General features: G+C 64.3%; 18 protein-coding genes. 11 read left to right on the top strand and 7 right to left on the bottom strand.

The window, feature by feature from the left end:
• Positions 1 to 87: 87 nt before the first annotated feature.
• On the bottom strand, positions 88 to 1110 hold the full coding sequence (locus ACOI1H_RS07630; RefSeq protein WP_422436365.1) for a substrate-binding domain-containing protein: 1023 nt from the start codon (positions 1108 to 1110) through the stop codon (positions 88 to 90).
• Between the two features lie 160 nt (positions 1111 to 1270).
• Here ACOI1H_RS07630 and ACOI1H_RS07635 point away from each other — a divergent pair, with 160 nt between their 5' ends.
• Positions 1271 to 2467 carry an ROK family transcriptional regulator gene (locus tag ACOI1H_RS07635; RefSeq protein WP_422436367.1) on the top strand — a complete coding sequence of 399 codons (1197 nt, stop codon included), beginning with the start codon at positions 1271 to 1273 and terminating at the stop codon, positions 2465 to 2467.
• Between the two features lie 2 nt (positions 2468 to 2469).
• Here ACOI1H_RS07635 and ACOI1H_RS07640 read toward each other — a convergent pair whose 3' ends face one another.
• Positions 2470 to 3543 carry a Hint domain-containing protein gene (locus ACOI1H_RS07640; protein ID WP_422436369.1) on the bottom strand — a complete coding sequence of 358 codons (1074 nt, stop codon included), beginning with the start codon at positions 3541 to 3543 and terminating at the stop codon, positions 2470 to 2472.
• A 119-nt stretch (positions 3544 to 3662) separates the two neighbouring features.
• Complete coding sequence (locus ACOI1H_RS07645) at positions 3663 to 4574, bottom strand: lipid A-modifier LpxR family protein (RefSeq protein ID WP_422436370.1); 912 nt, start codon at positions 4572 to 4574, stop codon at positions 3663 to 3665.
• A gap of 273 nt (positions 4575 to 4847) precedes the next feature.
• On the opposite strand from ACOI1H_RS07645, the gene glgB reads away from it, so the two are divergent.
• From glgB to comE, 8 genes are read left to right on the top strand one after another with little or no spacing between them, the layout of a single operon-like run.
• Complete coding sequence (glgB, locus tag ACOI1H_RS07650) at positions 4848 to 7052, top strand: 1,4-alpha-glucan branching protein GlgB (protein WP_422436411.1); 2205 nt, start codon at positions 4848 to 4850, stop codon at positions 7050 to 7052.
• Between the two features lie 19 nt (positions 7053 to 7071).
• A complete protein-coding gene (gene glgC / locus ACOI1H_RS07655; protein ID WP_422436372.1) occupies positions 7072 to 8343 on the top strand; it encodes a glucose-1-phosphate adenylyltransferase in 1272 nt (423 codons plus the stop codon).
• A gap of 3 nt (positions 8344 to 8346) precedes the next feature.
• Positions 8347 to 9780, top strand: coding sequence for a glycogen synthase GlgA (gene glgA, locus ACOI1H_RS07660; RefSeq protein WP_422436374.1), 1434 nt, complete (start codon positions 8347 to 8349; stop codon positions 9778 to 9780).
• A complete protein-coding gene (gene glgX / locus ACOI1H_RS07665; protein ID WP_422436375.1) occupies positions 9777 to 11903 on the top strand; it encodes a glycogen debranching protein GlgX in 2127 nt (708 codons plus the stop codon). Before glgA ends, glgX begins: the two co-directional genes overlap by 4 nt.
• 45 nt (positions 11904 to 11948) lie before the next feature.
• Complete coding sequence (locus tag ACOI1H_RS07670; protein WP_422436377.1) at positions 11949 to 13574, top strand: alpha-D-glucose phosphate-specific phosphoglucomutase; 1626 nt, start codon at positions 11949 to 11951, stop codon at positions 13572 to 13574.
• Between the two features lie 55 nt (positions 13575 to 13629).
• On the top strand, positions 13630 to 14949 hold the full coding sequence (gene hisD, locus ACOI1H_RS07675) for a histidinol dehydrogenase (RefSeq protein WP_422436379.1): 1320 nt from the start codon (positions 13630 to 13632) through the stop codon (positions 14947 to 14949).
• Positions 14946 to 15449, top strand: coding sequence for a sulfopyruvate decarboxylase subunit alpha (locus ACOI1H_RS07680; RefSeq protein ID WP_422436381.1), 504 nt, complete (start codon positions 14946 to 14948; stop codon positions 15447 to 15449). Before hisD ends, ACOI1H_RS07680 begins: the two co-directional genes overlap by 4 nt.
• On the top strand, positions 15446 to 16000 hold the full coding sequence (gene comE, locus ACOI1H_RS07685; protein WP_422436382.1) for a sulfopyruvate decarboxylase subunit beta: 555 nt from the start codon (positions 15446 to 15448) through the stop codon (positions 15998 to 16000). Before ACOI1H_RS07680 ends, comE begins: the two co-directional genes overlap by 4 nt.
• Here the strand turns inward: comE and gcvH are convergent.
• On the bottom strand, positions 15997 to 16356 hold the full coding sequence (gene gcvH, locus ACOI1H_RS07690; RefSeq protein WP_422436384.1) for a glycine cleavage system protein GcvH: 360 nt from the start codon (positions 16354 to 16356) through the stop codon (positions 15997 to 15999). The genes comE and gcvH overlap by 4 nt on opposite strands.
• A 121-nt stretch (positions 16357 to 16477) precedes the next feature.
• Here gcvH and ACOI1H_RS07695 point away from each other — a divergent pair, with 121 nt between their 5' ends.
• A complete protein-coding gene (locus ACOI1H_RS07695; RefSeq protein WP_422436386.1) occupies positions 16478 to 17665 on the top strand; it encodes an acetyl-CoA C-acyltransferase in 1188 nt (395 codons plus the stop codon).
• Here the strand turns inward: ACOI1H_RS07695 and ACOI1H_RS07700 are convergent.
• Genes ACOI1H_RS07700 through ACOI1H_RS07710 form a run of 3 tightly spaced genes read right to left on the bottom strand, consistent with a single transcriptional unit; the run spans position 17662 to position 20201 of the window.
• Positions 17662 to 17772, bottom strand: a complete 111-nt coding sequence (locus tag ACOI1H_RS07700; protein ID WP_422436387.1) for a DUF2474 family protein — start codon at positions 17770 to 17772, stop codon at positions 17662 to 17664. The genes ACOI1H_RS07695 and ACOI1H_RS07700 overlap by 4 nt on opposite strands.
• Positions 17772 to 18776, bottom strand: coding sequence for a cytochrome d ubiquinol oxidase subunit II (cydB, locus tag ACOI1H_RS07705; RefSeq protein ID WP_422436389.1), 1005 nt, complete (start codon positions 18774 to 18776; stop codon positions 17772 to 17774). The genes ACOI1H_RS07700 and cydB overlap by 1 nt, the downstream gene beginning before the upstream one ends.
• 12 nt (positions 18777 to 18788) lie before the next feature.
• Complete coding sequence (locus ACOI1H_RS07710; RefSeq protein ID WP_422436391.1) at positions 18789 to 20201, bottom strand: cytochrome ubiquinol oxidase subunit I; 1413 nt, start codon at positions 20199 to 20201, stop codon at positions 18789 to 18791.
• Positions 20202 to 20454: 253 nt separating this feature from the next.
• Here ACOI1H_RS07710 and ACOI1H_RS07715 point away from each other — a divergent pair, with 253 nt between their 5' ends.
• Positions 20455 to 21504, top strand: a complete 1050-nt coding sequence (locus ACOI1H_RS07715; protein ID WP_422436392.1) for a TRAP transporter substrate-binding protein — start codon at positions 20455 to 20457, stop codon at positions 21502 to 21504.
• Positions 21505 to 21556 lie beyond the last annotated feature (52 nt).

A 21556-nucleotide genomic window follows, 5' to 3' on the forward strand; every position in this document is an offset into this window, starting at 1 on the left:
GACACAGGCCTCCCCGGACTTTTGCAATCGGGGCGGACCTTGGTCCGCCCCGATCGATGTCAACTGGTCTGAACCGAACGGATCAGCCTAGCCCCAGCAGATGTCCATGCCTTCAGCAGACGTGATCGATTCCACACCGTCAACAGGCTTGTCGGTGATCAGCTTCACGCCGGTATCGACGAAGTCCTTGCCTTCGGTCGGCGTCGGCAGGGTGCCGTCGGCCCCGAACTGGGCAATCGCCTCGACGCCAAGCTTGGCCATCTGCAGCGGATACTGCTGGCTTGTGGCACCGATCACGCCGTCGGCCACATTCTGCACGCCGGGGCAACCGCCGTCGACGGACACGATCAGCACGTCGTTTTCACGGCCTACGGCCTTCAGTGCCTCGTAGGCACCGGCGGCGGCGGGTTCGTTGATCGTGTAGACCACGTTGATTTCCGGATCGACGGCAAGCAGGTTCTCCATCGCCGTCCGACCGCCTTCTTCGTTGCCAGAGGTCACGTCGTTGCCGATGATGCGGGCGTCGTCTTCGTCGCCGATGACGTTCGGGTCACCCAGTTCGATGCCGAAGCCTTGCAGGAAGCCCTGATCGCGCAGAACGTCGACGGTGGGCTGGCTGACGGACAGGTCCAGCATCGCGATCTTGGCGTCGGCGGCAGCGTCGCCCATCGCACCCTTGGCCCATTCACCGATCAGCAGACCGGCTGCAAAGTTGTCGGTGGCAAAGGTTGCATCGGCGGCGTCGGCGGGGGACAGCGGGGTGTCCAGCGCGATGACCAGCAGACCGGCGTCGCGCGCCTTCTGGACCGAATCGACGATGGCGGACGTATCGGACGCCGCAATCAGGATACCCTTCGCGCCGTCAGCGATGCAGGTCTCGATGGCGGCGACCTGGGTCTCGTTGTCGCCGTCGACCTTGCCGGCGTAGGAGTTCAGTGTCATGCCGAGTTCGGCGGCCGCGGCCTCTGCGCCTTCCTTCATCTTGACGAAGAAGGGGTTGGTATCGGTCTTGGTGATCAGACACGCGGTCATGCCGGTGTGCGACTCAGCCGAGGCGGCACCGGACAGTGCGATCATCGCAAGTGCAGTGCCTGCAAGCAGTTTTTTCATGGAAGCCTCCCAAAGTTGAAGCGGTGTCGACCGCCCGTGCCCCGCGCCCTCCCGGCTGGGGACTGACGCAAGGGAACAGGAACCAAAGTGATTCGTCAATAAATAAATAAACTTGATTTATTAATTAAGACCGCACAGGATCAGGGCAGGAGGACCGACGATGTCTGACACCGATGTGCGCGATCCGGGGGTGGGGCGAAACCAGCGGACGCTGCGGGACCACAACGAAAGACTAATCCTCACCACATTGTTGCGCAATGGGGCTTGTGCGGGCAGTGATGTTGCGCGGCGCACCGGGCTTTCGCCCCAAACCGTCTCCGTCATCATGCGCGGGCTGGAGCAGGACGGTTTGCTGTCGCGTGGCGATCCGCAGCGCGGCCGTGTAGGAAAGCCGTCGATCCCGATGGACCTGTCACCGGACGGAGCCTACGCCGTCGGGCTCAAGATCGGGCGCCGCAGCGCCGATCTAGTGCTGACCGACATGATCGGCGGGATCAAGGCGGAACGGAACCTGACCTACCGCTATCCGATGCCGGAACCCATCCTGATGTTCTTTCAGACCGGTCTCGCGGCCTTCGGCGATCTGTTGGGGGCAGCCTTCGTGGGCCGGATCGCCGGTATCGGTATCGCGAAGCCCTATGAAATCTGGAACTGGCACGACACCATCGGCGCACCGGCGGATGAACTCGCCGCATGGAAGACCTTCGATTTTGTCGCGGCCATTGCAGATTTTTCGGCCCTGCCGGTCTTTGTCGAGAACGATGCGACCGCCGCCAGCCGTGCCGAGCAGATCTACGGCGTGGGACGTAACTGGCGCGACTATGCCTATTTCTTCGTGGGGTCCTTCATCGGGGGCGGCGTGATTCTGAACCATTCGGTCTTCGAGGGGCCGACAGGAAACGCCGGCGCCTTCGGGTCGCTGCCGATGCGATCCAGCGATGGCCGGGACATCCAGTTGATCGACACCGCATCGCTCCACCTGTTGGAGTCGGCGCTCGTGCGCGCAGGTCACGACCCCAAGGTGATGTGGACCCAGCCGCAGGACTGGCGGGCCTTCGATGACATCGTTGCCGCGTGGATCGATGCCGCGGCAGAGCAGATCGCCCTCGCGTCGCTGATGGTCTGTGCCGTCATCGACTTCGAGGCCATCGTGATCGACGGCGGCTTTCCCGACGACGTGCGCGACCGGTTGGTCGCCCGCATCGCCATAAACCTGCAAAAGCTCGACATGCGCGGATTGCAGGCTCCGGCGGTGGTGGCCGGCAGCATCGGACCGAACGCGCGGGCGCTTGGGGCGGCGGCGACGCCAATCCTGTCGCAGTTCTTCCTCAACAGTCACGGAGAGCAGGGGGCCTGACGTCAGCCCCTGATGCGCCCGATGTCGTATTGCAGCACAGCCGCTTCGCTGACCGACAGCACACGGCGGGCATGGCCGCCATAGGCATGGGGGTCGCCGCGCAGGTCCGGCATCCGGTCGAACAGACGGTCCTGATCGTCCTGCCCCATGCTGGCCAGGGCGGCGCTGGCGGGATGAAAGCTTTCGGTCGGCACGTTGTTGGCAAAGACGATCTGGTGCTGCGGCAGCATCATGTGGATATAGACGACCTCGCGCGGGGTGCGGTCGCGCAGGATCGTGGCATCGTCGACAAGGTCGCGGGCGGTGACCAACACCTCGTCCGCGTTGAACAGTGCGCGTGCGCGAGGACCGCGCAGCACGATCCGGTGGTCCGGCGACACCAGCAGACCGGCATCCGGTACATCGCGGTCGAGCGCGCCGGCGCGCAGGCGCACCGGGGCAAGCTCTGGCATCGCCAGCATCCGCGCACCGGTCACGCGCCGCTTGCCGATCCAGAGGACTTCCGACGGGCCGTTGTCCTGGGTCTGGACCCGGTCGCCTTCGCCAAGGTCCGCCACGTCGCGCGGCCCGTCCGGCGTCAGGATCATCGTGCCGGGCGTAAAGCAGATGACGCCCTGCGGCGACGTGTCCGCCTCTGACCGGGTTGCGGCGTCGATTCCATGCCGCACGATCCACAAATCGGCCCCGCGCGGCGGAATGTCATCAAGGAACATCAACAAGGGTTTGCGTCCGGCCCCGCGCGGGATCAGCGTCACGTCCCATGTCGCCTGCCCGTCCGTGACGGTGAAGGATTTGTCGAACAGCGGGTCCTGCAACACCATGGGTGCGGACCGCGCGGGAACCTGTGTCGACGCCAGAAGCCGCCGCACCGTCAGTGCGGCCCGCTTGCGCAGGTCTGCCTCTCCCTCCGACGGTCCTAGCGGCAGGATGGTGCTTGGCCCATCCACGCGCACCGACTCTCCGGTCCAGGACCAGACAGCACCAGTGCGAATATAGCTGACCGGGGCAGAGCTGCGCCCGTCCAGTTCCGTCTGTGACCAGGGAACGACAAACGTGCCGGAAAAGCCCGTCTTCATGCCTGAAATCTTGCCTCGCTCATGTCCCGCGTCATTCATCGCGCAGGATCTTGCGATAGATTAACAAGCCGGGAGCCGCAGGATCAAGCGCGGCCTGCTGCGGCGCGTCGCATTTTTTCCTAGAAGTTGAAGTTCAGCTTCAGCGAACCCACGACCTGACCTTCGTCCTGCCCCTTGAATTCGGGGCTGAGGTAGGTCGCGCCGTAAAAGAAGGTCATGCCCGGCACCGGCTGCCAGTTCAGTCCGGCCCTTGCCCGCGTGCGGGTTTCGGTGGGCGCGTAGCCTTCGCTTTCGGGCAGGAACAGGCTGCCGTCCACCGCCGTCACATCCCCGCCGACGACAAGACTGACCCCCGTCCGATCGTCCTGCGTGCCGCGATAGAGTTGCCCTGTTGTCACATCGCGCAGCAGAAGGTCGTTCTGCCCGACCGGTCCCATGATCAGGTCGGCACCGGCGCGCAGCAGGTTTTCCGCGCCGGTCTGACCCTCGACAAAGGGGCGCAGGCTGGTTCTGGGATTGAGCCGGTAGGTATAGCGCGCCTCTCCCGTGGCTTGCAGGGCGAACTGATCGGACAACTGGTTGCGGGTCGGCGGGCGAGGCAGGCTGAACACCTCGTGATACGCCCGCTGGAAATCAGACAGCCGGGTCTGCGGGCCGATCGCCAGAACATCGGCACCCAGGCTGATCTCGGCCGGGCCGAATGTGTGGTGCGTGTGGGCACCCAGGCTGATAATCCCCGCATAGGGGCGGTCCCGGGTGCGACGAGTCGGCGCGATGATCTCGGTCCGGAACCGATACTCCATGACTTCGCCGAACCCCTTCGGCGCGCTGTCATAAGGCACCGCTGACCGCAGGTGGCTGAAAACGTATGACCCCGTGCGCCAGCGGTCATGTCCGTCACCGAACAGGTCGTTGCTGAACAGGCGACCATTGCCGATGGCAACCCTGGCCCCCGGTGTGGACTGGGCCGAAACGACGTCCGCAAGCGGTGCGGCAAGAAGGCAGAGAAGGATCAGGGCCAGATGGCGCATGAGATATCCTGATTGAGCGTGGCCCGGTTCGAGCCTTGTTAGAAAACATGGGCGAGTCGGACCAGCCAGAGGAATCCGATATTTCAGCTTATGGCAGCGCGGCCACACCCCGGCCGCATCCCTTCCACACCCATGCAGGAGGGAGCATGTCGCAGAATTGGTTAAGATGGCGTCAACGCTTGCCTTTGCATGCGGAAGCAGATGGAATGACCCGATATGCCTGAGCCGCAAGAGGCCATTCACGCGCAGCCCGATCCGACGAAAGCCGACTTCATGTCAAAGACGATTTCCTTGCCCGCAGAGGCCCTTGTCGATCATAACGCGGCGCGTGCGATCGCCAGCGGTCATTGCGCCGACCCCTTCACGCAGCTTGGGCTGCAGGACCGTGGAAATGCGGTGCTGCTGACGGTTTTCGTTCCCGGTGCGGATGCGGTGACCTGCCTGACCGGCAAGATCGAGACAGTGCTGACGCCGCTGCACGACTATCCGGGCATGTTCATTGCCCGCTTCGACAAGCGGCCCAAGACCTACCGGCTGCGCGCCACCGCGCAGGGTCATGCCTGGGATTTCGAGGATCCCTACCGGTTCGGCCCCGTGCTGACGGACGAGGACATCCATTATATCGGCGAAGGCAGGCATCGCCGTCTGTGGGCCGCACTGGGCGCGCATGTCATGACACGCGACGGCGTTGCGGGGACGCATTTCGCTGTCTGGGCCCCGAACGCGCAGCGGGTGTCGGTCGTGGGCGATTTCAATGTCTGGGACGGACGCCGCGCGCCGATGCGCAGGCGGGGCGGCGGCGTCTGGGAAATCTTCATTCCGGGCGTGGCACCCGGCGACGTCTACAAATACGAACTGATCGGTGCGCACGGCACCCGCCTGCCGTTGAAGGCGGACCCGATGGGCTTTGGCGCCGAACACCCGCCGCGCACCGGGTCGGTCGTGCGGGATCTGTCCCATGCGGACTGGCACGACGCGGCCTACCTGAAACGGCGGGGTGCGGCACAGTCCATCGATGCGCCGATCACGATCTACGAGGTCAACCTTGCCTCCTGGAAGCGGGCGCCGGGCAATCGCCCACTGTCCTACCTCGAACTTGCGACAGACCTTGTCGACTACGCGGCCTGGATGGGCTTCACGCATCTCGAACTGATGCCGATCTCCGAACACCCGTTCGACGGGTCGTGGGGTTATCAACCGGTCGGCATGTTCGCCCCCACGATCCGGCACGGCACGCCGGACGAATTCCGGGCGCTGGTGGATGCGGCCCACGCCATGGGGCTGGGCGTGCTGCTGGACTGGGTGCCGGGGCATTTCCCGATCGACGATCACGGGCTGGGCAACTTCGACGGTACGCATCTCTATGAACACGCCGATCCGCGCGAAGGCTTCCATCAGGACTGGAACACCCTGATCCCGAACTTCGGACGCAATGAGGTTGCGAATTACTACACCTCCAACGCGCTGTATTGGCTGGAGGAATATCATCTGGACGGCATCCGAGTCGATGCGGTCGCGTCGATGCTGTATCGCGACTATTCGCGCCAGCACGACGCCTGGGTGCCGAACAAGGACGGCGGCCGCGAGAATTTCGAGGCGATTGCCCTGCTTCAGAACATGAACACGCTGACCTATGGCGAGGTGCCGGGCATCATGACCGTCGCTGAGGAGAGCACCGCCTTTCCGGGCGTGTCGCGGCCTGTGGACTACGGTGGCCTCGGCTTTGGGTTCAAATGGAACATGGGGTGGATGAACGATTCCCTGCGGTACATGGAAAAGGACCCGATCCACCGGCGGCACCATCATCACGAGATGACGTTCAGCCTGCATTATGCCTTTGGCGAGAATTACGTTCTGCCGATCAGCCATGACGAGGTCGTGCACGGCAAGGGGTCGATGCTGCACAAGATGCCGGGGAATGCCTGGGAACGCTTTGCCAACCTGCGCGCCTACTACGGCTTCATGTGGACCCATCCGGGCAAGAAGCTGCTGTTCATGGGGCAGGAGTTCGCGCAGTCAAAGGAATGGAACCACAACCAGAGCCTTGACTGGCACGAATGCGACGATGGGCGCCACAAGGGCATGCAGATGTGGGTGCGTGACCTGAACCGGTTCTACCGCGCAACGCCCAGCCTGTATCTGAACGACACCCGGCCCAGCGGTTTCCAGTGGCTGGAGGCGAACGATGCGGACCGGTCGGTCTTTGCCTATGTGCGCCACGGCGGGCCGAACGATCCGAAGGTCGTGGTCGTGATGAACATGACACCGGTGGAACGCCCGGGCTACCGCGTCGGCCTGCCGCTCGCGGGACGCTGGCGCGAAGCGCTCAATTCCGATGCCGAAGCCTATGGCGGCGGCGGTCGGGGCAACATGGGCGGGGTCATGTCGGAAAATGTGCCCCGGATGGGACAGGATCAATCGGCGGTGATGAACATTCCTCCGCTTTCGACGGTTATCTTCATACAGGACGCCAAATGACATTTCTGGGAGGAATCACATGAAGCCGACGCCGAACACCCGCCTTTCCAACCGTGCGCTGGCCTTCGTGCTGGCGGGCGGCAGGGGCAGCCGCCTGAAAGAGCTGACCGACAACCGCGCCAAGCCTGCCGTCTATTTCGGCGGCAAGACCCGGATCGTGGACTTTGCCCTGTCGAACGCGCTGAACTCCGGCATCCGCAAGATGGCGATCGCCACGCAGTACAAGGCGCACAGCCTGATCCGCCATTGCCAGCGCGGCTGGGGATTCCTGCGGGCGGAACGGAACGAATTCCTGGATATCCTGCCCGCGTCGCAGCGCATGGACGAGACGAAGTGGTATCTGGGCACCGCCGACGCGGTGACGCAGAACATCGACATCATCGACAGCTATGACGTGGACTACATCGTCGTGCTGGCTGGCGACCACATCTACAAGATGGACTACGAGATCATGCTGCAACAGCATGTGGACACGCAGGCCGACGTCACCATCGGCTGCCTGACCGTCCCCCGAATGGAGGCCGTGGCCTTCGGTGTGATGCATGTCGACGAACACAGCAGGATCACGGACTTTTTGGAAAAGCCGAAAGACCCGCCCAGCATCCCCGGCGACCCCGATCATGCCCTCGCCTCGATGGGCATCTACATCTTCGACTGGCCATTCCTGCGCGAACGTCTGCTGGCGGACATGGAGGATGCGAATTCCGGTCACGATTTCGGGCACGACATCATTCCCCAGATCGTCAAGCACGGCAAGGCGATGGCTCACCGCTTTGCCGACAGCTGCGTGACCTCGGGACTGGAAACCGAGCCCTACTGGCGCGACGTCGGAACGATCGACGCCTTCTGGCAGGCCAACATCGACCTGACGCAATTCACGCCGCCGCTTGACCTCTACGACACAAGCTGGCCGATCTGGACCTATGCCGAAAGCGTGCCGCCCGCGAAATTCATCCACAACGAGGATGGCCGTCGCGGGTTTGCCGTATCGTCGATGGTCAGCGGCAACTGCATCATCTCGGGCTCCGAGGTTGCGGAATCGCTGCTGTTCACGGGTGTGCGGACCCATTCCTATGCCAGCCTGTTCCGCGTCGTCGCCCTGCCGGACGTCCGTGTGAACCGTCACGCTGACCTGTCCAATTGCGTCATCGACCGGGGCGTCGACATTCCCGAGGGGCTGGTCGTCGGCAAGGACCCCGAAGAGGACAAGGCCAATGGGTTCCGCGTCTCCGAGGGCGGCATCGTGCTGATCACCAAGTCGATGATTGCCGCTTATTCCGAAAGGGCCTGAGCCATGCCGGGGCGCGTCCTGTCCGTCGCTTCCGAATGTGTCCCGCTGGTCAAGACCGGCGGGCTGGCGGATGTGGCGGGCGCGTTGCCCGGTGCCCTGCGAGGCCATGGCTGGGACATGCGCACCCTGTTGCCAGCCTATCCCGACCTGATCGACAAGGCGAAGGCCAGCGCAGAGATATGGTCCGATCCCGATCTTTTCGGCGGGCCGGCGCGGGTCCTGATGGGGCAGGTCGGTGACGCCGCGATCCTGCTGCTGGATGCGCCGCACCTTTACGACCGCAAGGGTGGACCCTACGGCAACCCGACGGACTTTCCCGACAACCCGCAACGCTTTGCCGCCCTGTCATGGGTTGCCGCGCGCATCGCCGTGCAGGGGGGGTCGGACGGCTGGGTGCCGGACATCCTGCACGGTCACGACTGGCAGGCAGGCTTTGCACCGGCCTATCTGCGGTTCACCGGCCAAAGCCGCGTCAAATCGGTGATGACGATCCACAACATCGCGTTCAAGGGCGGCGCCTCTGCCGCGATGCTGGGTGAACTGCGGTTGCCGTATGAGGCGTTCAATACCGACACGCTGGAGTTCTGGGGCCACCTGTCCAGCCTCAAGGCCGGTCTTGCCACGGCCGACGCCATCACCACGGTCAGTCCGACCTATGCGGCAGAACTGATGCGCGCCGATTTCGGCATGGGGCTCGAAGGGTTGATCGCGCACCGCGCGGGCGACCTGCACGGCATTCTAAACGGTATCGACGACGCCGTCTGGAACCCGCGGACCGACCCGGAAGTGAAGCCCTATTCCAAGGCAAATCTCGCGAAGAAGAAGCCCAACCGCGATGCACTGCTGGCGGAATTCGGTCTGGCGGACGTGACCGGACCGCTGGCCATCGTTGTCAGCCGCCTGACCGACCAGAAAGGCATCGACCTGATCGCCGCGACCGCCGCCGGCTTCGTGGCGGACGGTGGCGGCCTTGCGATCCTGGGGGCCGGCGAGGCGCATCTGGAAGAGGCGCTCATGGACCTGGTCAAGGCGCACCCCGGCAAGATCGGTCTGCGCATCGGCTATGACGAGGCATTGGCCCACCGGATGTTCGCGGGTGGCGACGCGGTGCTGGTGCCGTCCCGGTTCGAACCCTGCGGCCTGACCCAGCTTTACGGATTGCGCTATGGTTGCGTGCCGGTCGTGGCACTGACCGGCGGGCTGGCCGACACGGTGATCGATGCCAATCCGATGGCGATGCAGGCCGGGGTGGCAACCGGACTCCAGTTTCACCCGGTCGATGCATTGGCGCTGAGTCAGGCCCTGCGGTGGTTGATCGATCTGCATGCCGATGCAAAAGGCTGGACGGCCATGCAAAAACGCGGGATGTCTCAGGCGCTGGGATGGGATACATCTGCAGCAACCTATGCCGAATTATACGAGTCCCTGACCGCGTGAATGCACATCTGAACCAAGGTATTCCGACACGGCTGCGCGACCATCCGTTGGCGGGGGGTTGCCCCAATCCCTTGGGTGCCACCTTTGACGGGCAGGGCGTGAACTTTGCCGTCTTTTCGGAACATGCCGACGCCATCGACCTGTGCCTTTTCACCGATGACGGTCGCAAGGAACGCGCGCGCATCCCGCTGATGGAACGCGACGGCGACATCTGGCACGTCTACGTCGCGGGCATCACGCCGGGCACGAAATACGGCTTTCGCGTCCAGGGGCCCTATGACCCGGAAAACGGTCACCGATTCAATTACAACAAGCTGCTGCTGGACCCCTACACCAAGCGCATCGCGGGCAAGCTGCGCTGGTCGGATGCCGTGATGGGCTACAAGGTCGGCAGCCCCCGCGAAGACCTGAGCTTTGATAACCGCGACAGCGCCTTTGCCATGCCGCGCAGCATGGTCGTGGACCCCTCCTTCAACTGGGGCGACGACAAGCCGCCCGCCGTCACGGCGTCCGACACGCTGCTGTACGAGGCGCACGTCAAGGGCCTGACGGCGCGCATGCCAGGCGTGTCCCCGATGACGCGGGGCCGGTTCCTTGGCATGGCGTCGGAACCCGTGCTGGAACACCTGACCCGCATCGGCGTGACGACCGTGCAGTTGATGCCCGCGCAGGCGTTCGTGGACGACCACTTTCTTGCACGGCAGGGGCTGCGCAACTATTGGGGTTACAACACGATCGGGTTCTTCGCACCCGAACCCCGCTACATGACCGACCAGGGCATCTGGGAATTCCAGACGATGGTACGCCGGTTCCACGCCGCCGGGATCGAGGTCGTGCTGGATGTCGTCTACAACCACACCGCCGAAGGCAATGAGATGGGGCCGACCCTGTCGTTCAAGGGCTTCGACAACCTGTCCTACTATCGGCTGATGGACGACAAGCGATTTTATGTGAACGATACCGGCACCGGCAACACGCTGCGGGTCGAACATCCGATGGTGCTGCGCATGATCATGGATTCCATGCGCTACTGGGTCGAGGTCATGCACGTCGACGGCTTCCGCTTCGACCTTGCGACCATTTTGGGACGAGAAGAGAACGGCTTCGACCGGCAGGGCGGTTTCCTTGATGCGCTGCGGCAGGACCCGGTGCTGGGCAACGTCAAGCTGATCGCCGAACCCTGGGACCTTGGTCCCGGCGGCTACCAGCTCGGCAATTTTCCGCATCCGTTTCTGGAGTTCAACGACAAGTTTCGCGACAACGTCCGCAAGTACTGGCGCGGCGACAAGGGGATCACCGCCGATCTGGCGAAACGCATCGTGGGCTCTGCCGAGCAGTTCGATCATTCCGGCCGCGCCGCCACCTCGTCGATCAACTTCGTGACGGTCCACGACGGTTTTGTGCTGGAGGATCTGGTCAGCTACAACGTCAAGCACAACGCCGCCAACGGCGAGGACAACCGTGACGGCAAGGACGACAACTATTCCGACAACATGGGCCACGAGGGCCCGACCGACGACGAGATGATCCGCGCGGGGCGCGCGCAGCGCAAGCGCAACCTGCTGGCGACGGTGTTCCTGTCCCAAGGCACGCCGATGCTGCTGTCCGGGGACGAGATCGGCAATTCGCAGTGGGGCAACAACAACACCTACGCGCAGGACAACGATCAGGGCTGGGTCAACTGGCACAAGCCCGATCACAAGCTGCTGGCCTTCGTCGAACGCCTTGCCAACCTGCGTCGCGCCCACCCGGTATTGCGGCAGTCCCGGTTCCTGCACAGCCGCGCGCGGCGCACCGATGGCAAGCCCGATCTGTTCTGGCGGATGCCCGACGGGCGCGCGCCCTCGGCCTCCGACTGGCAGAACCCCGACTGGCGCGCACTGTCGGTCGAGGTACGCACCTCCTCGGACACCCCCGAATACGCCGCATCGACGGATACGCTGTTCCTGACCTTCAACGCGGGGGACGAGGTGACGGTTACGCTGCCCGACTGCCCGCCCGGTTGCCTGTGGGAACTGGTGCTCGATACCGCCGCCCCGGAGGACGGGCCGCAGTGCATTGCAGGCACCACGGCAAAGATCGCCGCGCAGTCGGTTTGCGTCTTTGCCCAGACGCCGGCGTGACCTAGCTTTCGGTTCAGTCCAGCTTTCGGTTCAGGAGGACCGCCCATGCACACCGTCAGCACCCGACCGATCGAAGGGCAGAAGCCCGGCACATCCGGCCTGCGCAAGAAGACCCGCGTCTTCATGCAACCGCATTACCTCGAAAACTTCGTGCAAAGTGTCTTCGATGCCATTGGCGGGGCAAAGGGCAAGACCTTCGTCGTCGGCGGCGACGGGCGTTACTTCAACGACCGTGCCGCACAGGTGATCCTGCGCATGGCTGCCGCCAATGGGGCCGCGCATATCATCGTGGGGCAGGGGGCGTTGCTGTCAACGCCCGCTGCATCGCATCTGATCCGCCTGAACCGGACCAACGGCGGACTGATCATGTCAGCCAGCCACAATCCGGGTGGCGAGGATGAGGATTTCGGGATCAAGTTCAACGGTCCCAACGGCGGCCCGGCGGCCGAGGGTCTGACCGACCGCATCTTTGCCCGGACGACCGAGATCACGGAATACCACATCACCGACGCGCAGGACGTGGACATAGCCACCTTGGGTGAAACCGCGCTGGGCGACATGAAGATCACCGTGATCGATCCTGTCACCGATTATGCCGCGCTGATGGAGACGCTGTTCGACTTCACCGCCATCAAGGTGATGATCGCGAAAGGCTTCCGCATCAGTTTCGACGCGATGAACGCGATCACCGGGCCCTATGCGCGCGAGATCATCGAGAACCGCCTTGGCGCGGCAAAGGGTTCCGTGGTCCACGGCACGCCCTTGCCCGACTTCGGCGGGATGCACCCCGATCCGAACCCCACCTGGGCGCATGAGTTGATGGACACGATGAACGGTGCCGACGCGCCCGACTTTGGCGCCGCCAGCGACGGCGACGGCGACCGCAACATGATCGTCGGCCCGCAGGTTTATGTCAGCCCCTCGGACAGCCTTGCTGTGTTGGCGGCCAATGCACATCTTGCCCCCGGCTACACCGCCGGTCTGGCCGGTGTGGCGCGGTCGATGCCGACCTCTGCCGCCGCCGACCGTGTCGCGGAAAAGCTGGGGATGCCGTGCTATGAAACCCCGACGGGTTGGAAATTCTTCGGCAACCTGATGGACGACGGCCGCGTGACCCTGTGCGGAGAGGAATCCTTCGGCACCGGGTCGGATCACGTCCGCGAAAAGGACGGTGTCTGGGCCGTGCTGATGTGGCTGAACATCCTGGCCGCGCGCGGCATGTCGGTGGCAGCGATCATGCACGATCACTGGCAGACCTACGGGCGCAACTACTATTCTCGCCACGATTACGAGGCGATCGAGACGGAGGTCGCCAACGCGCTGGTCGCCGACCTGCGCGGCAAGCTGGCCGATCTGCCGGGGCAAAAGGTGCAGGGGCGCACGGTCGCCACCGCCGACGACTACACCTACCACGATCCGGTCGATCAGTCGGTGTCCGAACATCAGGGCATCCGCGTGATCTTTGACGACGGCGCGCGTTTCGTGATCCGCCTGTCGGGCACCGGAACGTCAGGGGCGACCCTGCGCCTCTACCTCGAAGCGCTGGAGCTTGACCCCGCCAATTTCGACCGCGATCCGCAGGACGCGCTGGCGGGCATCGTCGCGGCGGCAGAGGAGATCGCGGGCATCACGGCCCGCACTGGCCGCAGCGGCCCGGACGTTACAACCTGACGCTTGCCAATCGCCCTGCGCCGGACGCAGGATGCCGCGAGGCAGCGGAGGGGCTATGACGCGGACTTATCTGAAACAGGCCACGCGCAGGCCGCAAAACGATGCCTCTGACGTGCGTCACATCGTGCAGGACATGCTGACCCGGATCGAGGCGGGCGGCGATGCGGTGGCGCTGGACTATGCCCGCCAGTTCGACCGCTATGATGGCCCCATCGTCCTGACCACCGATCAGATCGCCGCCGCCTGCGCCCGCGTGCCCGAAGCGGTCAAGGCCGACATCCATTTTGCCCACGCCAATATTGCCCGCTTTGCGCAGGCACAGCGGGCAACGGTGCAGGACCTGACGATCGAAGTGGTGCCGGGCCTGACTGCCGGACAACGCAACCTGCCTTTGGGCAGTGCCGGCTGCTACGTTCCCGGCGGGCGTTACAGCCATATTGCCAGCGCGATCATGACCGTGACCACCGCAAAGGTCGCGGGCGTGGGTCACATCACCGCCTGTTCGCCACCGCGCGGCGATGACGGGATCGACGACGCGCTGATCTTTGCCGCTGACCTGTGCGGTGCCGATACCATCGTGGCGATGGGCGGGGTGCAGGCGATCGCGGCGATGACCTTCGGGTTGCTGGGCCTGCCGCCCGCCGACATCCTCGTCGGGCCCGGCAACCAGTTCGTGGCCGAGGCCAAGCGTCTGCTGTTCGGGCGTGTCGGCATCGACATGGTCGCCGGTCCGACCGACAGCCTGATCGTCGCGGACCGCACGGCCGAGGCCGCCATCGTCGCTGCCGACCTCGTGGGGCAGGCGGAACATGGCTACAACTCTCCCGTCTGGCTGATCACCGACGACGAAACCCTTGCGCGCGATGTCATGGCGCGCGTGCCTGCCCTGATCGCTACCCTGCCAGAGGTCAATCGCCTGAACGCCGAAGCCGCCTGGCGCGACTGCGCGGAGGTGATCCTGTGCGACAGCCGCGAGAACATGGCCGCGACGTCCGACGCCTATGCCCCCGAACACCTGCACGTGCAGGCCGCCGACCTGCCGTGGTGGCTGGACCGCCTGCGCAACTACGGCAGCCTGTTCCTGGGCGAAGAGACGACCGTGGCCTTCGGCGACAAGGCCAGCGGCACCAATCACGTCCTGCCCACCTCGGGGGCCGCGAAATATACCGGCGGACTGTCCGTGCACAAGTTCATGAAGATCGTCACATGGCAGCAGGCCACCCGCACCGGGTCGCGCCCGGTGGCCGAAGCCACGGCGCGCATCTCTCGGCTGGAGGGGATGGAAGGCCATGCCCGCACCGCCGACGTGCGCCTTGCCAAGTATTTTCCCGACTTCGACCCCGCCACCACCCAGATCACGAAAGAGATCCTGTGAACATTTCCGAAAAACTGGTCGCGGATTTCGCGGCGAACGACGTGGGGTTCATCACGACCGTCCCCTGCAAGCAACTTGCCGGCGTCATCGACGCGGTCGACGCCCATCCCGCGATCCGGCACGTCCCTGCCAACAAGGAAGACGAGGGCATGGGCCTGTGCGCCGGGGCCTTCATGGGCGGGGTGCGCAGCGCGATCATCATGCAGAACACCGCGATCGGCGTGACGATCAACACGCTAGTCACGCTGATCCAGTATTACCGGATGCCGCTGCCGATGCTGATTTCGTACCGGGGCGAATTGCGCGAGCCCGTCGCCTGCCAAGCGGAAATGGCGGTGCATACCAAGGCGCTGCTGGCGCAGCTGAACATCCCGACCTATCATTTCCACAGGACCGGCGATGCCGACGAATTCGACGCGATCCTGAAATACACCTTCATGTGCAACAAGCCGGTCGCAATCCTGACCGATGCGTCCTTCTGGGGAGGATACGGCGAATGATCCGCTCCGAAATCTTGAAGGATATCGCCCCGATCCTGAATGGCCGGCTTGTCGTCTGCAACATCGGCATTCCCTCGCAGGAACTGCACGCGATCCACGATCAGGCCAGCAACTTCTACATGCTCGGCACGATGGGGCTGGCCTCAAGCATCGGTCTGGGCCTCGCGCTTGCCCAGCCCAAGACCGTGATCGCCATCGACGGCGACGGATCGGTGCTGACGAACCTCGGGACCCTGCCGACCATCGCGAACAACGTCGCCGACAACTTCATCCTGCTGATCGTGGACAACGGCAGCTACGGATCGACCGGCGACCAGCCGACCTATGCCGGGATGAAGACAAGGCTGGAGGACGTGGCCGTGGCCTGCGGTTGCGACAACGTGATCTCCTGCAAAGCCGAGGAGACGGCCACGACCCTGCAAGCCGCCATCGATAGCGGCAGGCAGACCGTCATCGTGTGCAAATGCGACAGCGGCAACGCCAAAATGCCGGTCATCACGATGGACCCGGTCACGATCCGCGACCGATTCATGGGGGCGGTGCGGGCCTAGCCCACGAACTTCTTGTAGGCCCCTTCGTCGAGGAATTCGTCCAGATCGTCCATGTCCTCGGGTGCGATGGCGAACAGCCAGCCGTCGCCAATGGGATCGTCGCTGAGCAGGCCGGGGTTGGTGACCAGCGCCGTGTTCACGTCGACGATCTCGCCCGCGATGGGGGCAAGGATGTCAGAGGACGTCTTCTCGCTTTCGATCACGGCGCAATCGTCGTCGCGGGCGACGGCGTCGCCTTCCTCCGGCAGTTCGACAAAGGAAATCTCGCCCAGCTCGGTCGCGGCGAAATCGGTGATGCCGACCACGACAATGTCATCCTCGATGCGCAGCCAAAGATGTTCTTCGGTGAATTTCATGGGGCTGCCCTTCATCATCTGATCCGCGTCAATTCTAGAATAGGTGTGACGCGCAGGTGTTCAAGCGGCCTTGCGTCAGGTTTTCTGCCGCGCAAGGATGCCGTGATCCAAGGAGGCTTTCATGACCCACATCTACATTACCGGTGCTGCCCGCACACCGCTTGGCGCATTCCAGGGTGCGTTCTCAGGTGTCACGGCACCGCAGCTCGGCAGCGTGGCGATCCGCGCCGCGCTGGACCGCGCCGGGCTGGACGCAGCCCAGGTGGGCGAGGTCCTGATGGGCAATGTGCTGCCCGCAGGGCTGGGCCAAGCCCCGGCACGCCAGGCCTCGTTGGGGGCCGGGATCGGGATGGAGGTGCCATGCACGACGGTCAGCAAGGTCTGCGGGTCGGGTATGAAGGCTGTCACGCAGGGCATGGACGCAATCCTGGCCGGTAACGTGGCGACCGTGGTGGCCGGTGGCATGGAGAGCATGACCAACGCGCCTTATCTCTTGCCCAAGGCCCGCGGCGGGGCGCGGATCGGCCATGACGTGATGCTGGATCACATGATGCTGGACGGGCTGGAGGACGCCTATGCCCGCACCAACACCGGCGCGCGCCGGTCGATGGGCACCTTCGGCGAGGACTGCGCCGCGCACTACGGGTTCGACCGGGCGGCGCAAGACGCCTTTGCCATCGAAAGCGTGCGCCGGGCGAAGCAGGCTGCGGATGACGGGCTGTTCGACTGGGAAATCGCGCCGGTCATGGCGGGACGCAAGGGCGACGTGGAGGTGCGGCGCGACGAGGGCCCCGACCGGATCGACCCCGCCAAGATCCCGAACCTGCGTGCGGCCTTTGCCGAAGGCGGCACGATCACCGCAGCCTCGGCGTCCTCGATCAACGACGGCGCGGCGGCGCTGGTGCTGATGTCGGGCGATGCGATGCGCGACGCGGGTGCCGCGCCGTTGGCCCGCATCGTCGGCCATGCGGCCTATGCGGGCGAACCGGGATGGTTCACCACCGCGCCGATCTTTGCCAAGCGCAGGCTCGCGGAGCGGATCGGATGGGATCTGAGCCAGGTCGATCTGTTCGAGATCAACGAGGCCTTTGCCGTCGTGCCGATGGCCGCGATGGCGGACTGCGGAATCGACCATGATCGCGTGAACATCCACGGCGGCGCGGTGGCGCTGGGCCATCCCATCGGTGCGTCGGGCGCGCGGATCGTTGTCACGCTGCTGGGGGCGATGCGGGCGCGCGGTGCGCGGCGCGGCATCGCCAGCATCTGCATCGGCGGGGGCGAGGCGCTCGCCCTCGCGCTAGAGGTCTAGAGGATCGCGAGCCGGATCGCGAAGGCCACGACCGTCAGCGCCGCGACACTGGCGATCCAGATAGCCACGAACCACGCGATCCGCGTCCAGGGTGAATTGCTGGCCATCAGTGGTATCCGGCGTCCGGGTCCATCTTGCCCCGGAATACCCAATAGGCATAGGCTGTGTAGCCCAGGATCAGCGGAATGAGGACGACCGTGCCGACCAGCGTGAACTTCAGGCTGGAATCGGGGGCCGCCGCGTCCCAGATCGTCAGGCTGGGCGGGACGATGTAGGGATAGAAGCTGATCCCGATCCCGATGAAGCTGATGACGAACAGCGCCTGCGCCGCAAGGAACGGCGTCACGTCACGCCCGCCGGACAGGCCGGTGAACAGCTTGTAGATCGCAAAGACCAGCAACGCCGGGATCGGCAGCGTATAAAGGAACCCCGGCATGGCGAACCACCGTTCGAAATACACGAAGTTCTGAAAAGGCGTCCAGACGCTGACGGCCGCAATGAATCCCAGCGTCGCGATCGCCAGCGGACGCGCGTAGTCGCGCATCTGGTGATGCACCGGCCCCTCGGTCTTCATCACGATCCAGGTCGCGCCCAGCAGCGCATAACCCACGACGACGGCCACGCCCGTCAGAATCGAGAACGGCGTCAGCCAGTCCCACCAGCCGCCGGAATAATGGCGGTCGGTGATCTCGATCCCCTGCACCAGCGCGCCGAGGGCGATGCCCTGACTCAGCGCTGCGACGGTCGATCCACCAAAGAAGGCCATGTCCCAGACCCATTTCCACCGCTCGGTTCGCCAGCGGTATTCGAAGGCAACCCCCCGGAACACCAGCGCCAGCAGCATCAGGATGATCGGCATGTAGAGCGCCGACAGGGCGGTGGCATAGGCGAGCGGAAAGACCGCGAACAGCCCGCCACCGCCCAACACCAGCCATGTCTCGTTCCCGTCCCAGATCGGCGCGACCGTGTTCATCATCGTGTCGCGGTCGCGCTTGTTGTGTGCGAAGGGGAACAGGATGCCGACGCCAAGGTCGAAGCCGTCCAGCACGACATAGGTCAGCACGGCAAAGGCGATCAGCCCGGCCCAGATGAATGCGAGATCGAATTCCATCGTCGTCGTTCCTTATTCGGCCGGTGTCGGCGAGCGGTTCGCCGGCTGCTGCGCGGGGGTGATGCCCGCCGTGCGGATCGGTCCGTCGTTCAGCCCCAGCTTGGGCGTGCCAGGAGTCTTGCCCATCATCCGCATGATGTAGAACGTGCCCGCGCCGAAGACGAAGAAGTAGACCACGATGAAGGCGATCAGCGACGCGGCGACGGCAGGGGCGGCGACGGGGCCAAGGCTTTCGGACGTGCGCAGCAGGCCGTAGACCGTGTAGGGCTGACGGCCCACCTCGGTCGTGATCCACCCGGCCAGCACTGCGACAAAGCCCATCGGCCCCATCGCGACAGACGCGCGGTGCAGCCACCGCGTCTCGAAAAGCTGGCCGCGCCAGCGCTGGATGCCGCCCCACAGGCCGATGCCCAGCATGGCAAAGCCGATGCCGACCATGATGCGGAAGCTGAAGAAGACGATCGCGACGGGAGGCTCCTCGTCGTCGGGGATCGTGTCGAGGCCGTCCAGGGGCGCGTTCAACTCGTGCTTGAGGATCAGCGACGACAGCTTGGGGATCTCGACCGCGTAATCTACTCGCTTTTCTGCCTGGTTGGGGATGCCGAACAGGATCAGCGGGGCACCCTCCGGGTGGCTGTCGAAATGGCCTTCCATCGCCATGATCTTGGCCGGCTGATGTTCCAGCGTGTTGATCCCGTGAAAGTCGCCGGCCACGATCTGCAACGGCGTCACGATCAAAGCCATCCACATCGCCATCGAGAACATCTTGCGCGTGGCGGCGTTGGCGTGGTCGCGCAGCAGGTGCCAACCCGCAACGCCCGCGACCACGAAGGCGGTCGTCAGGTAGGCCGCCAGCACCATGTGGACAAGCCGGTAGGGGAAGGACGGGTTGAAGATGATCGCCCACCAGTCCTCTGGCACGAACTGGCCCACCTCGTTCATCGAGAAGCCTGCGGGCGTCTGCATCCAGCTGTTGACCGACAGGATCCAGGTGGCCGACATCAGCGTGCCGCCCGCAACCATTGCCGTGGCGAACATGTGCAGCCCGTGACCCACCTTTTCCCGCCCGAACAGCATGATGCCCAGAAATCCGGCCTCGAGGAAGAAGGCGCTCAGCACCTCGTAGGCCATGAGTGGACCCAGCACCGGACCCGTCTTGTCGGCGTATTCCGACCAGTTGGTGCCGAACTGGTAGGACATCACGATGCCCGACACGACACCCATGCCAAAGGCCACGGCAAAGATCTTCTTCCAGTAGTCGAAGACGATCCGATAGACCTCATTCCCGGTCCACAGCCACGCCGCGTTCAGGACCGCCAGGAAACTGGCGAGGCCGATGGAGAACGCGGGAAAGATGATGTGGAACGAGACGGTGAACGCGAACTGGAACCGCGCCAGGATCTCGGCTTCAAAGCTGCTGAGCATGGGTCTTGTCCTTGGCTGTCACCCTTTTATGGGGGCTTGGTGCCGTCGTGTCACGGTCTGCGGTCCCGTTCCATGAGGCAAACCGGCGCAGACGGGCGTGGCGGCCATCCGGCATGATCCCCGCTGCCACTGAGGCAAATTGGCCAAACACGCAGGTCACTCAAGTTTGTCGGTGACATTCATGCGACCATCTGCATGATGCGTCGCACACTGGCGCAGCTTGCGCGCCCGCGACGCATTGTCTGGGGAGGACATGATGAACACGAACCGCAGAACCCTGCTGGGGGCCGCTGGCGCGGCGATGATGCTGGCGATGACCGCAACCGGCGCGCTGGCGCAGGACGTCACACTGAAGATGCATCAGATGCTGCCGGCGCAGGCCGTCATTCCGGCGCAGCTTCTGGACGTCTGGGCCGACAAGGTCGAGGCCGACAGTGCAGGCCGCATCAAGATCGACCGTTTCCCGTCGATGCAACTGGGTGGCACGCCGCCGGAACTGGTCGATCAGGTGCAGGACGGCGTCGCCGACATCATCTGGACCGTCGTGGGATACACACCCGGCCGTTTCCCCAGCACCGAAGTCTTCGAACTGCCGTTCTTCGTCGATGACCCGAAGGCCGCCAGCTACGCCTATTGGAAGATGTACGAAGAGACGATGGCCGCAAGCGATTTCCCGGACATGAAGATGCTGGCGACCTTCGTGCATGGCCCCGGCCTGTTCCACACCAAGGACCCGGTCGAAACGCCCGCCGATCTGCAAGGCATGAAGATCCGCGGCGGTTCGCGTCTCGTGAACCAGATGCTGGAACTGGCCGGTGCGTCGCCCGTCGGGATGCCCGTTCCCGCAGTGTCGGAATCGCTGTCCAAGGGGGTCATCGACGGCACGACCCTGCCTTGGGAAGTCACCTCGGCTGTGAAATCCTCGGAACTCGTGCACAACCACACCAGCTTCGAAGGGCCGGGCCTCTATACCCTGACCTTCATCGTTGCGATGAATCAGGGTGCCTATGACGGGCTGCCTGACGACCTGAAGGCGATCATCGACGAAAATTCCGGCTTGAACTTCTCGCTTCAGGGGGCGGATGTCATGCTGGCCGGCGACGCTGCCGGCCTGACCATCGCCGAGGATCTGGGCAATACCATGATCGTCATCGACAAGGCCACGGCCGAGGCGGAGTGGATGCCGCTGGTGCAGCCCGTCTATGACAGCTGGGTCGCGGAAATGTCGGAAAAGGGCATCGACGGTCAGGCCCTGATAGACCGCGCCCGCACCTTGATGGACGAATACAAGGCCAGCAACTAAGACACTCGCACGGGCCGCGTGCCGGGGGCGTCCGTCGGATACGGACGCCCTC

Origin of the sequence: Loktanella sp. DJP18, from assembly GCF_049310965.1 — a bacterium.
GTDB lineage: Bacteria > Pseudomonadota > Alphaproteobacteria > Rhodobacterales > Rhodobacteraceae > Loktanella.